The following is an 11,264-nucleotide window of genomic DNA, read 5'->3' as shown; positions in this document are numbered from 1 at the left end:
CCGCTAGAGCAACTCCCCTCACCCCGGCGGACATCACCCCGGAACACGCGGTGACGATCCGCCCCGGCCCCCCGGACGACACAGACGCGGGCGCCGAGTTCCGCTTCACCCCCCTCCGCCCGGGCCGCCACCGCATCCGCTTCACGGTGGAACACCACCTCACCGGCACGGTCCTCCAGGAGCTGGAGACGGAGTTCGACGTGACGGACACCCCCGGAGCCGACCTCACCGGCACCACCCCCACCTCCCTCGGGAGGACCTGACCGGTGCCGAAAGAACTCCCCCTCCGCATCACCCAGGACCCGAGCCACGGCTTCACCCGTCACCCCGCGTCGACGATCCGCCACCCGGACCTGGTCCTGACGCTGGACACGTACGCGGAGGACCACATCAGGGCCCGCGCGTACGGCACGGCCCTCCCCCCGTCCCCGCACGAGTACACGGCCCGTCTGGACGTCTCCCCGGCGACGGTCAGATCCAGCGCGGCACGTCTACGCACCTTGTGGAAAAGGGAGTTGGTGGCGTACGAGCCGGTGGACCAGGCGACCGGCATGCCGGTGAGCGAGCCGTACGCGACCCGCATGGACCTCACCGACGAACCCGGACTGACCGAGATTCTCGACGAGTTGGCGGAACAGGGCGCGTACCTCCTGTGGCACGAACTGCTCGGCGCGGGCGGCCGGGGAGCCGACCGCCTGCGGAAGGTCGTACAGGAGGCGCTGACCAGCGAGAAGCCGCTCAGAATCAGAGTCGACTCACCTCTGTTCCTGCCCTGGCCGATGCTCGCGCTCCCGACAGGAGTTGAGGAAAACCCCCTGCACCGCTTCCTGGGCTACCGCCACCAGTTGGAACAGACGGGCGGCCGGTACGCGGACTTCCCGGACGAGTCGGACCCCCAACTCCCCCCGCCCGTACCGGTGGTGAGCCTGAACCACGACAAGAACATCGACCCGTACGGCCGCACGAGGGCGGCGGACGTGGCGACGGCGCTCGCGGAGGGCACCGTATGCGTGGAACGCTCCCGCCGGGACGAGCTGCTCGCGGCGCTCAAGTCGGGCCGTATGGACGACCAGTTGATGTACTTCTGGTGCCACGGCAGGTTCGAGGCGGCGCAGGACGCGGGCGCGCCCCTGCTCGTCGTACGCCTGACGGACAGTCAGGACATCGACGCGCACACGGTGTTGGCGCGGCGGACGGCGGGCCTGCTGCCGTACCGTCCGCTGGTGCTGTTCAACGCGTGCTACGCGGGCCTGCCGGGCGGCGCGGACCTCACGTATCTCGGCGGTGCGCTGATCACGGCGGGCGCGGGCGGCGTGCTGGGCCCGCAGATCGAGATGCCGCAGGTGTTCGCGGCGGAGTACGCGTACGCGTTCGTCACCCGGTACCTGGGCGCCGCCGACACGGCCGGCGAGATCGCGCACACGCTGGCCCGGCACTTCGCGGACACGTTCCGCAACCCGCTGGGGTTCGCGTACGCGCTGCACTGCGGGATGGACCGGCGACTGGAGCGGACCGCCCCGGTACTGTGACGCCGGTCACGCAGCACTGTGCGGCCCGGTCGTCACGACGTACCCGTAGTACGACCGAGCCACCGACGGGTCAGCCCTTGGCCGGCTTCTCGGAGGCGGGAGCCGGGGCCTCCTCGGCGGAACCCCCCGGTTCCTTGAAGTCGACCCGGTTCATGTGCTTGCTCATGCTCTTCATCAGCCCCCACACCGCCAACGCCATGGCGGCGAACACGATGAAGCCGAGGACGCCTGGGGTGACCTTGTTCTCGTCGACCTCCTTGGCGAGGAGGACGAACTGCGTCATTGCCGGGCTCACGCTTGCGCTCATATCAGGCATTGTCGCGGATGCCCGCAAAGAGGTCGTCCTCGGGGATGGACGAATCGACGAGCGACTTCGCGAGCTCGTACTCCTCGGTCGGCCAGACCTCCTTCTGGACCTCCATCGGAACGCGGAACCAGCCGCCGTCGGGGTCGATCTGCGTGGCGTGCGCGAGGAGCGCCTTGTCGCGGATCTCGTAGTACTCGGCGCACGGGATGTGCGTGGTCAGGACGCGCTCGACGCGCTCGAACTCGTCCCAGCGCTTGAGCCACTCCTCGTACGGGGACTCCATGCCGCGGGCGATCATCGCGTCGTGCAGGGCCTGGGTGCGCTGCCGGTTGAAGCCCTGGTTGTAGTAGAGCTTGCGCGGCTGGTACGCGGGCCCGTACTCGGACTCGGGGTACTTCTCGGTGTCCGCCGCCGCCTCGAAGGCAATCATCGAAATCTTGTGGGTCATGATGTGGTCGGGGTGGGGGTAGCCGCCGTTCTCGTCGTAGGTCGTGATCACCTGTGGACGGAACGAACGGATCTTGCGGACGAGTTCCCCGGCCGCCTTGTCTTCATCCTCAAGGGCGAAGCAGCCCTCGGGGAGCGGCGGCAGCGGGTCGCCCTCCGGCAGGCCGGAGTCGACGAAGCCGAGCCACTCCTGCTTGATGCCGAGGATCTCGCGGGCCTCGTCCATCTCTTTCTTGCGCACCTCGTGGATGTGCTCCTCGATGTACGTGTCGCCCTGCAACTTCGGGTTCAGGATGGAGCCGCGCTCCCCGCCCGTGCAGGTGACCACCAGGACGTCCACCCCCTCGGCCACATACTTCGCCATGGTGGCCGCGCCCTTGCTCGACTCGTCGTCGGGGTGGGCGTGGACGGCCATCAGTCGCAGCTGGTCAGTCAAGACTCATCCTCAGTCAGTCGGCACCCGGTCGTCCGGTGTGCAGTCACGTCGGTCCGCCCCGTAGGGAGGTCTCCGAGGGGCGGTGGTCGCCCGCGCGCGGGGGGCTTCTATAGTGACCGAATCGGGGGACGAATTGTTCCGGGGCCCGGAGGACCAACATGAGTACGGCAAGTGCGAGCGCGCCCGAGGGGCGCTACGGCCGTACGACCGACGCGCGGGCCGACCACCGGCTGAAGGTCCTCGGCGGCGTCCTGGGCGCCCTGCTCCTCGGGCTCATCGGCTGGTTCGGCTGGCACTACGTCGGCCAGAACGAGATCAGCGGTGAGCTGATCGCCTTCCAGGTCTCCGACTCCTCCGTCTCCGTCCACCTCGAAGTGCGCAAGGACGCCGGCACCAGCGGCTACTGCACGGTCCGCTCCCAGGCCGAGAACGGCGCCGAGGTGGGCCGCGCGGACTTCCGCTTCACCGGCTCGGACACCCGGATCGACAAGGTCGTCACGCTCCGTACGACGGCCCGGGGGACGACCGCCGAGCTGCTCGGGTGCCATCCGGGCTGAGGCCGGCGCTCACCCGTTCGACGTATCCCGCCTGCGGGGCAGCTCTGACCTGCGGTGACGGTTTTCCGGTGACTTATGTCCTCCCCCTTCCGCCGTCGAATTGTTAGGCTCGTGGTTTCGCCCGTCCCTGAAGGAACATGCTTCGGGGTAGGGCGATGCTTTGTATTCCCAGTACCGACGAGGAGCACCTGTGACCCAGACCAGCGAGAACGTCACCTGGCTGACCCAGGAGGCGTACAACAAGCTCAAGGACGAGCTTGCGCACCTTACTGGTCCCGCGCGCTCGGAGATCACCGCGAAGATCGCGGCGGCGCGCGAGGAAGGTGACCTGCGCGAGAACGGCGGGTACCACGCGGCCAAGGAGGAGCAGGGCAAGCAGGAGCTTCGCGTGCGCCAGCTCACGCAGCTGCTGGAGAGCGCCAAGGTCGGTGAGGCCCCGCAGTCCGCGGACGGCGCGGTCGCGCCCGGCATGGTCGTCACGATCGCCTTCGACGGCGACGAGGACGACACCCTGACGTTCCTGCTGGCGTCCCGTGAGTACGCGAGCACGGAGATCGAGACGTACTCGCCCCAGTCGCCCCTGGGCTCCGGCGTCATCGGCCACAAGGTCGGCGAGGACGCGGAGTACGAGCTGCCCAACGGCAAGAAGGCGATGGTCCGCATCCTGAAGGCGACCCCGTACAACGGCTGAGCCGCCCCACGCCCTCGACAGCCCCTGTCACCGCCCTGGTGACGGGGGTTTCGTCGTGTACGGGGCCGCTGCGGGCCGGGGGTGGGGAGGCCGGTCATGCCGTCGCCGAACGGTACTTGCGGACCGCCAGCGTGCGGAAGACGACGATGATCAACAGGGAGTAGAGGACCGAGGCCCAGACGGGGTGCTGCATGGGCCAGGCGTCGGAGCGGGAGAGGCCGGGGTCGCCGAAGAGCTGGCGGCAGGCCTGGACGGTGGCGCTGAAGGGGTTCCATTCGGCGATGTGCCGCAGCCAGGGGGTCATCTGGGCGGAGTCGACGAAGGCGTTGGAGATGAAGGTGACGGGGAAGAGCCAGATGAGGCCGCCGGAGGTGGCCGCCTCGGGCGTGCGCACCGAGAGGCCGATCAGCGCGCCGATCCAGGTGAAGGCGTAGCCGAGGAGGAGCAGGAGGCCGAAGCCGCCGAGGATCTTGCCGAGGTTGGTGGGCTGCGCGGTGCCGAGGCGCCAGCCGACGAGGAGGGCGACGACGGCGAGGACGACGAGGGTGAGGGCGGTCTGGACGAGGTCGGCGACGGTGCGGCCGGTGAGGACGGCGCCGCGGGCCATGGGCAGGGAGCGGAACCGGTCGATGAGGCCCTTGTGCATGTCGTCGGCGATGCCGGCGCCCGCTCCGGCGGTGGCGAAGGTGACGGTCTGCGCGAAGATCCCGGCCATCAGGAAGTTCTTGTAGACGCCGGGATCGGTGCTGTTCCCGATCTTCATGGACCCGCCGAAGACGTAGGCGAACAGCACGACGAACATGACCGGCTGGATGACCCCGAACAGGATCATCTCGGGAATCCGGGACATGCGGATCAGGTTCCGCTTGGCGACGATCATGGAGTCCCGGAAGGACTGCACCGCGGGATGCGAGGGCGCGGGGACGACGCGGGGGTCGGTGGTGGTCATTTCGCGGCCCTGCCCTTCTTCTCGGTCTTCCCGGTCTTCTCGGTGCCGTCGTCGCTGTCGGTCTTCTCCTCCGCGACGTGCCCGGTGAGGGAGAGGAAGACGTCGTCGAGGGTGGGCCTGCGCAGGCCGATGTCGTCGATCTCGATGCCGCGCAGGTCGAGTTCGCGGATGATCTCGGCGAGCAGCTTGGCGCCGCCGGTGACGGGGACGGTGAGCCGGCGGGTGTGCTCCTCGACGGTGACGGAGCCCTTGCCGGAGGCGGCGAGGAGGTCGGCGGCGGCGGACATGTGCCCGCGCTCGTGGACGACGACCTCGACGCGCTCGCCGCCGGTGCGCGCCTTGAGCTGGTCGGACGTACCGCGCGCGATGACGCGGCCGTGGTCGACGACGGCGATGTCGTGGGCGAGCTGGTCGGCCTCCTCCAGGTACTGCGTGGTGAGCAGGAGGGTGGTGCCGCCGGAGACGAGGTTCTTGATGACCTCCCACAGGAGCAGGCGGTTGCGGGGGTCGAGGCCGGTCGTCGGTTCGTCCATGAACATGACCGGCGGGGAGACGACGAGCGCGGCGGCGAGGTCGAGGCGCCGGCGCATGCCGCCGGAGTACGTCTTGGCGGTGCGGTCGGCGGCGTCCGCGAGGTCGAAGCGGTCGAGGAGCTCGGCGGCGCGGGCCTTCGCCTGCCGGGGTGCCATCTGGTAGAGGCGGCCGACCATGACGAGGTTCTCACGGCCGGTCAGGTACTCGTCGACCGCGGCGAACTGGCCGGACAGGCCGATGGACCGGCGTACTTCGTTGGGCTGCTTGAGGACGTCGAGCCCGGCGACGACCGCGCGCCCGCTGTCGGGGCGCAGCAGGGTCGTCAGGCAGCGTACGGCGGTGGTCTTGCCCGCGCCGTTGGGGCCGAGCAGGCCCAGGACCGTGCCTTCGGGGACGTCGAGGTCGACGCCGTCGAGGGCTTTGACGTCACCGAAGGTCTTGACGAGTCCTTCGGCGTAGATCGCACCCGGCATTGGGCTCTCCACGTCATCGGGGTGTTCGGGGATTCTTCGGTTCGGAGTTCTGCGGTTCGGAGTTCTGCGGTTCGGGTGAAACGGGTCGTGCGAGAAGCGTAGGTTCGTGCCTTCCGGATCGCCCGACAGAACGTTCGAGCGACGTACGACACACCATAACGCGATGTATCGCGTCGCTCAATGCATTTCACCCGTCCGGGCGAGCAGCACTCTCGTGACCTGGGGTTTCCTAGTCGATGACGGTGTAGCCGGCGGCCCGCAGGGCCTGTCCGACCTCGGTGCAGTGGGCCGGGCCCTTGGTCTCCAGGTGGAGTTCGACCTCGGCCTCGGCCAGCCCGAGCCGCGGGTCGGTGCGGACATGGCTGATGTCGAGGACGTTCGCGTCGGCCCCCGACAGCACCCCCAGCAGCGTCGCGAGGGCGCCGGGACGGTCCGTGAGCCGCAGCCGCACGGCGAGGTAACGGCCCTGCGCGGCCATTCCGTGCCGCAGGACGCGTTGCATCAGCACCGGGTCGACGTTCCCGCCCGACAGCACCGCCACGACCGGCCCCTCGAACGCGCCGGGCTCGCTCAGCAGCGCGGCGACGGGGCTCGCGCCCGCCGGTTCGACGACCAGCTTGGCCCGCTCCAGGCACAGCAGCAGCGCGGCCGACAGGGCGTCCTCCGAGACCGTACGCACCTCGTCGACCAGGTCGCGGACGATCGCGAACGGCACGTCGCCGGGGCGCCCGACCCTGATGCCGTCGGCCATCGTCAGCGGGCCGCGCACCGACACGGGCCGCCCGGCCGCGAGCGACGGCGGGTACGCGGCGGCGCCGGACGCCTGGACGCCGACGATCCGTACGTCGGGACGCAGCGCCTTCACGGCGACCGCGATGCCCGCCGCGAGCCCGCCCCCGCCGATGCCGACGACGATCGTCCTGACCTCCGGGCACTGCTCCAGGATCTCCAGGCCCACCGTGCCCTGACCCGCGATGACGTCCGGGTGGTCGAAGGGGTGGATGAACACCGCGCCCGTCCCGGCGGCGTACTCCTGCGCCGCGGCGAGCGTCTCGTCGACCACCTGGCCGTGCAGGCGCACCTCCGCGCCGTACTCGCGGGTCGCGCTGATCTTCGGGAGGGGCGCGCCCTGCGGCATGAACACCGTCGCGTGCACGCCGAGCAGCGCCGAGGCGAGTGCGACGCCCTGCGCGTGGTTGCCGGCGCTCGCGGCGACCACGCCGGCCGCGCGCTCCTCGGGGAGCAGACCGGCGATCCGCACGTACGCGCCACGCAGCTTGAACGACCCCGTGCGCTGGAGGTTCTCGCACTTGAGGTGCACCGGGGAGCCGACGAGCTGGGTGAGGTGCCGGCTGCCTTCCATGGCTGTCATGCGGGCCACGCCCGAGAGCATCTTCTGGGCGCCCCGGACGTCGTCGAGGGTGACGGACCGCAGGGCGCCGGACGTGCTGTGGCTCATGCCTCCAGCATCGCAGTTCACAGCCGGGAACGAGTCCGCCGACCGAGGCGCGGGACGGGTTTGCGCAGCGCCGGTACGACTGACCGTCCGGCCGCGTACCCTGTCCCCCAACCCAGCACCCCCATGATGGAGCGAGCCCCCGGCCATGCCCACAACACCAGAGATGTCGATGGACATGACGACCGTCGGTGACACCGGTCTTCTCGACGCCCTCCAGCACGAGGTCGCCCTCTTCGCCCGCCGCGCCGAACAGACCCGGCTCGGCGGCGTGGGCCAGGTCCGCAACTCCATGGACCGTGCCGCGTACCTGCTGCTCAACCGCCTCGACAAAGAGGGCCCGATGGGCGTGAAGGCGCTCGCCGCGAGCATGGGCATCGACTCCTCGACGGTCACCCGGCAGGTCGCGCCCCTCGTCGACACCGGCCTCGTCAAGCGCACCTCGCACCCCGAGGACGGCCGCGCCGTCGTCCTCCAGCTGTCCCCGCGCGGCACCGCCCGCCTGGAGGAAGTCCGCTCCTCCCGGCGCCAGTTGATGGCCGAGCTGACGCAGGACTGGCAGCCCGAGGAGCGCGAGGTGTTCTGCTCCCTGCTCACCCGCTTCAACACCGCCCTCTCCGCGCGCATGTCCGCCCAGGGCCTGCCGGGAGCGGAACCCGCACAGGAGTCCTGAGGGTCTTCACATCGTCGGACGCTTCACCGGGCACGGGGGTTGACCGGTGCGGGGTCGCCGGTCTCAGATGAGGACGGTCCAGACGGCGGGGGAGGTGCCGGGTGCGGGAGTTCGAGGCGTTCGTCGCGGGTGCCGGGGGACGGCTGCTGTGGACGGCCACGCTCATCACCGGTGAGGTCGCGGACGACAACCCGCGCGCGCGACGCCTGCTGGCGAGCGCCCTCGCGCGTACGTACGCGTCCTGGGACCGCGTCCAGAAGGGCGACCCGTACGACCACGCGCGCGGGCACCTGGCGACCCGCTTCGCCCACTCCGCGTGGCGCCACCACACCACCCACCCCGGCTCCCCGCTGGCCCGCCTCACCCCCCAGGAACGCCTGATCCTGGTCCTGCGCCACCACGAGGGCATCGCGGAGGAACAGATCGCCGCCCTCCTCGGCCTCTCCCCCGAACGCGCCCGCGCGATCTGCCACCGGGCCACCACGAACCTCCTGCACCCGCCCCGGGGCCCCGCGCCGATGGTGCGCGGGGCGAAGGCGGTGCCGTCATGAGCAGCCGGTCGAACCGTGAAGTGGCCGTGCGGCGGATGATGGAGGGGCCGACGCTGGTGGTGCCGGCGGAGGTGCTGGGCGAGGCCGTGCGGCGGGGCGGGCGGCTGCTGTGGTGGCGCAGGGTGGCGCGGCGCGTGATGTGGACGCTGCTGTTCGCGGCCGTCGTCGCGTTCGCCGTGTGGGCCGCCGTGGCACAGCCGTGGGTGGAGCCGCCGTCCGAGACGACCCCACCCGTGGTCCGCTGGTAGGGCTGGTGGGTCAGCCGAGCGCCTGCTTGAGGTCCTCCAGGAGGTCCTCGACGTTCTCGATGCCCACGGAGAGGCGGACCAGGTCGGCCGGGACCTCCAGGGCGGACCCGGCGGCCGACGCGTGCGTCATCCGGCCCGGGTGCTCGATCAGGGACTCGACGCCGCCGAGGGACTCGCCCAGCGTGAACACCCGCGCGCGGTTGCACACCTCGACGGCCGCCTCCTCGCCGCCGGTCACCTGGAAGGAGACCATCCCGCCGAAGGACCGCATCTGCTTGGCCGCGACCTCGTGCCCGGGGTGGTCCGGCAGACCGGGGTAGAGGACGTTCGTCACGCGCGCGTGCCGGGTCAGCATGTCGGCGACCTTCACCGCGTTCTCGCTGTGCCGGTCCATGCGCACGGACAGCGTCTTCGCCCCGCGCAGCACCAGCCACGAGTCGAAGGGCCCGGCGACCGCGCCCATCGCGTTCTGGTGGTACGCCAGTTCCTCGCCGAGCGCCTCGTCCGCGGTGACCAGCGCGCCGCCGACGACGTCGGAGTGGCCGCCCATGTACTTCGTCAACGAGTGCACGACGACGTCCGCGCCGAGCGCGAGGGGCTGCTGGAGGTAGGGCGTCGCGAACGTGTTGTCGACGACCAGGCGCGCGCCCGCGTCGTGCGCGACCTGCGCGACGGCGGCGATGTCGGTGATGCCGAGCAGCGGGTTGGAGGGGGTCTCCACCCACACGGCCTTCGTCCTCGGCGTGATCGCCGCGCGCACGGCCGCGAGGTCGCTGGTGTCGGCCACCGACCACTCCACGCCCCAGCGGGCGACGACCTTCGCGAACAGCCGGAACGTGCCGCCGTAGGCGTCGTTCGGGATGACCACGTGGTCGCCCGGGCTCAGCAGGGTGCGCAGCAGGCAGTCCTCGGCCGCCAGCCCCGACGCGAACGCGAGCCCCCGCCGGCCGCCCTCCAGCGCCGCGAGGTTCTCCTCCAGCGCCGTGCGCGTCGGGTTGGCGCTGCGGCTGTACTCGTAGCCGCCCCGCAGGCCGCCGACGCCGTCCTGCTTGTAGGTCGAGACCTGGTAGATCGGCGGTACGACCGCCCCGGTGAGGGGGTCCGCCGTGTTGCCCGCGTGGATGGCGAGCGTCTCGAAGTGCTGACTGATGTGCCTGTCGCTCATGGGTTCCGAGGGTAGTGCGCTCGGGGCGGTGGTGCGGTACGGAGTCTGGGGCCGCGGAGTTATCCACAGGTCGTGGGAGGGGGTTCGCCAATTGTCGGTCGGGTCTGGTTCGCTTGAGGCATGGAGATTCTCTTGGTCCTGATCGCGGCGCTGCTTCTGAGCTTCGTGCTGCTGCCGTTCCTGCGGCGCAGGCGAGGCGGGATCGAGCTGGTCTCGCCGGGGCACCCGGACGCGGCGGACCCGGCGGACTACGGCTTCGTGCGCGAGGAGGAGCTGGACGTCCGGATGCCGGGCCCCGACCAGGACCTGGTCGATGTGCTGGACGTGGTGCAGCGGTCGCAGGACTATCGCGCGGCGCAGCAGTTGCTGGCGGGGACCGCGAAGGACGGCGAGGTGCGGTGGCAGCGGGTGCAGGCGTTCGCGGGGGCGGCCTCGCTGGAGTTGCAGCAGCGGCCGGGCGGGGTGAGCGACAGCCCGGGCGGGCAGTGGCTGCGGGTGTGGCGTGCCGAGCAGCCGAAGGACGCGGGCGGTGCGGCGGTGCACGCCGAGTTCCTGGTGCAGCAGGCGTGGCGGACGTCCGCGCCGGGGACCGACGACTTCCGGATCATCATGGAGGAGGCGAAGGAGGCGTGCGGGCAGGCGGCGCTGCTCGCCCCCGGTGACCCGGTCCCGTACCTCGTCGAGCTGTCCATCGCGCGCGGGCTGAACTACTCCCGCGAGGAGTTCGAGCAGCTCTGGCTGAAGATCCTCGACCGCGCCCCCGAGCACATGGGCGCGCATCTCTCGGCCCTGCACTACTGGTGCGAGAAGTGGCACGGCTCGCGGGAGATCGCCCAGTCCTTCGCCGAGGCCGCCGCCGCCCGCGCGCCCCAGGGTTCGCTGCTCGCCGCGATGCCGCTGTTCGCGGTCTTCGAGCACCTTCCCGAGGTCAACCTCGTGCGCGGCTTCTACCAGGGCGAGGTCGTCACCAAGGCGATCCACGGCGCGCTGCACGCGGTGCACTCCGCGCGCCGCGACGACCCGATGCTCGCGCACGTCCGGCATCTGCTGGTGTTCTTCCTCGTCCGCAGCGAGCGCTGGGCCGAGGCCATGAACCAGCTCGTGCACGTCGACGGCCACGTGGGCGCGCTGCCGTGGACGCTGTCGCAGGACCCGGCGGGCGAGTTCGCGGTGTACCGGGCGCTGGCGGTGGCGGGGTACGAGGCGAACGGGGGGAGCCCGGCGACGCTGCGGACGAGGAAGAACACC

14 protein-coding genes are annotated in these 11,264 nt (G+C 70.9%); 8 read left to right on the top strand and 6 right to left on the bottom strand.

From position 1 onward, the window contains the following. Together AOK24_RS32330 and AOK24_RS32325 are read left to right on the top strand one after the other, a co-directional pair. On the top strand, positions 1–263 hold a 263-nt coding region (locus AOK24_RS32330; RefSeq protein ID WP_159052052.1), incomplete at its 5' end, for a hypothetical protein. A 3-nt stretch (positions 264–266) separates the two neighbouring features. After that, entirely contained in the window at positions 267–1,529 is a 1,263-nt protein-coding gene (locus AOK24_RS32325) for a CHAT domain-containing protein (protein ID WP_055723578.1), read from the top strand. A 70-nt stretch (positions 1,530–1,599) separates the two neighbouring features. On the opposite strand, the gene AOK24_RS32320 is transcribed toward AOK24_RS32325, so the two are convergent. Beyond that, positions 1,600–1,845, bottom strand: a complete 246-nt coding sequence (locus AOK24_RS32320; RefSeq protein WP_079057099.1) for a hypothetical protein — start codon at positions 1,843–1,845, stop codon at positions 1,600–1,602. Next, positions 1,838–2,698, bottom strand: coding sequence for a mycothiol conjugate amidase Mca (gene mca / locus AOK24_RS32315; RefSeq protein WP_055723576.1), 861 nt, complete (start codon positions 2,696–2,698; stop codon positions 1,838–1,840). The genes AOK24_RS32320 and mca overlap by 8 nt, the downstream gene beginning before the upstream one ends. A 179-nt stretch (positions 2,699–2,877) precedes the next feature. Here mca and AOK24_RS32310 point away from each other — a divergent pair, with 179 nt between their 5' ends. Both AOK24_RS32310 and greA read left to right on the top strand, forming a co-directional pair. Then, the gene (locus AOK24_RS32310) at positions 2,878–3,276 is read left to right on the top strand and encodes a DUF4307 domain-containing protein (RefSeq protein ID WP_055723575.1); all 399 of its coding nucleotides are present in this window, start codon (positions 2,878–2,880) and stop codon (positions 3,274–3,276) included. A gap of 190 nt (positions 3,277–3,466) precedes the next feature. Beyond that, complete coding sequence (greA, locus tag AOK24_RS32305; protein ID WP_055723574.1) at positions 3,467–3,967, top strand: transcription elongation factor GreA; 501 nt, start codon at positions 3,467–3,469, stop codon at positions 3,965–3,967. A 94-nt stretch (positions 3,968–4,061) separates the two neighbouring features. On the opposite strand, the gene AOK24_RS32300 is transcribed toward greA, so the two are convergent. From AOK24_RS32300 to ilvA, 3 genes are all read right to left on the bottom strand, one after another. Beyond that, complete coding sequence (locus AOK24_RS32300; RefSeq protein WP_055723573.1) at positions 4,062–4,916, bottom strand: ABC transporter permease; 855 nt, start codon at positions 4,914–4,916, stop codon at positions 4,062–4,064. After that, positions 4,913–5,923 carry an ATP-binding cassette domain-containing protein gene (locus AOK24_RS32295; protein WP_055723572.1) on the bottom strand — a complete coding sequence of 337 codons (1,011 nt, stop codon included), beginning with the start codon at positions 5,921–5,923 and terminating at the stop codon, positions 4,913–4,915. Before AOK24_RS32295 ends, AOK24_RS32300 begins: the two co-directional genes overlap by 4 nt. A 229-nt stretch (positions 5,924–6,152) precedes the next feature. Further along, positions 6,153–7,382 carry a threonine ammonia-lyase gene (gene ilvA, locus AOK24_RS32290; protein WP_055723571.1) on the bottom strand — a complete coding sequence of 410 codons (1,230 nt, stop codon included), beginning with the start codon at positions 7,380–7,382 and terminating at the stop codon, positions 6,153–6,155. Between the two features lie 163 nt (positions 7,383–7,545). Between ilvA and AOK24_RS32285 the strand changes: the two genes are divergently transcribed. The 3 genes from AOK24_RS32285 to AOK24_RS51405 all read left to right on the top strand — a co-directional run bounded on the left by AOK24_RS32285 (position 7,546) and on the right by AOK24_RS51405 (position 8,851). Beyond that, positions 7,546–8,052, top strand: a complete 507-nt coding sequence (locus tag AOK24_RS32285; protein WP_055723570.1) for a MarR family winged helix-turn-helix transcriptional regulator — start codon at positions 7,546–7,548, stop codon at positions 8,050–8,052. Positions 8,053–8,153: 101 nt separating this feature from the next. After that, complete coding sequence (locus tag AOK24_RS51410) at positions 8,154–8,603, top strand: sigma factor-like helix-turn-helix DNA-binding protein (protein WP_055723569.1); 450 nt, start codon at positions 8,154–8,156, stop codon at positions 8,601–8,603. Continuing rightward, on the top strand, positions 8,600–8,851 hold the full coding sequence (locus tag AOK24_RS51405) for a hypothetical protein (RefSeq protein ID WP_055723568.1): 252 nt from the start codon (positions 8,600–8,602) through the stop codon (positions 8,849–8,851). The genes AOK24_RS51410 and AOK24_RS51405 overlap by 4 nt, the downstream gene beginning before the upstream one ends. Positions 8,852–8,861: 10 nt before the next feature. Here AOK24_RS51405 and AOK24_RS32270 read toward each other — a convergent pair whose 3' ends face one another. Then, positions 8,862–10,016 (bottom strand): cystathionine gamma-synthase, encoded by a 1,155-nt coding sequence (locus tag AOK24_RS32270; RefSeq protein ID WP_055723567.1) that lies wholly within the window; start codon positions 10,014–10,016, stop codon positions 8,862–8,864. Positions 10,017–10,136: 120 nt separating this feature from the next. On the opposite strand from AOK24_RS32270, the gene AOK24_RS32265 reads away from it, so the two are divergent. Continuing rightward, positions 10,137–11,264: hypothetical protein (locus tag AOK24_RS32265; protein ID WP_063799553.1), on the top strand; the 1,128-nt coding region annotated here is incomplete at its 3' end.

This window comes from Streptomyces niveiscabiei (genome assembly GCF_001419795.1).
Lineage (GTDB): Bacteria > Actinomycetota > Actinomycetes > Streptomycetales > Streptomycetaceae > Streptomyces > Streptomyces niveiscabiei.
The sequence above is the reverse complement of the archived record's forward strand: the minus strand, read 5'-3'. Positions and strand labels throughout refer to the sequence as shown.

Bases quoted from the DNA above. Each gene is read 5' to 3' on its own strand.
- AOK24_RS32320 (WP_079057099.1), bottom strand. From the start codon at position 1,845: ATGCCTGATATGAGCGCAAGCGTGAGCCCGGCAATGACGCAGTTCGTC.
- mca (WP_055723576.1), bottom strand. From the start codon at position 2,698: ATGGCCGTCCACGCCCACCCCGACGACGAGTCGAGCAAGGGCGCGGCC.
- AOK24_RS32310 (WP_055723575.1), top strand. From the start codon at position 2,878: ATGAGTACGGCAAGTGCGAGCGCGCCCGAGGGGCGCTACGGCCGTACG.
- AOK24_RS32300 (WP_055723573.1), bottom strand. From the start codon at position 4,916: ATGACCACCACCGACCCCCGCGTCGTCCCCGCGCCCTCGCATCCCGCG.
- AOK24_RS32295 (WP_055723572.1), bottom strand. From the start codon at position 5,923: ATGCCGGGTGCGATCTACGCCGAAGGACTCGTCAAGACCTTCGGTGAC.
- ilvA (WP_055723571.1), bottom strand. From the start codon at position 7,382: ATGAGCCACAGCACGTCCGGCGCCCTGCGGTCCGTCACCCTCGACGAC.
- AOK24_RS32285 (WP_055723570.1), top strand. From the start codon at position 7,546: ATGTCGATGGACATGACGACCGTCGGTGACACCGGTCTTCTCGACGCC.
- AOK24_RS51405 (WP_055723568.1), top strand. From the start codon at position 8,600: ATGAGCAGCCGGTCGAACCGTGAAGTGGCCGTGCGGCGGATGATGGAG.
- AOK24_RS32270 (WP_055723567.1), bottom strand. From the start codon at position 10,016: ATGAGCGACAGGCACATCAGTCAGCACTTCGAGACGCTCGCCATCCAC.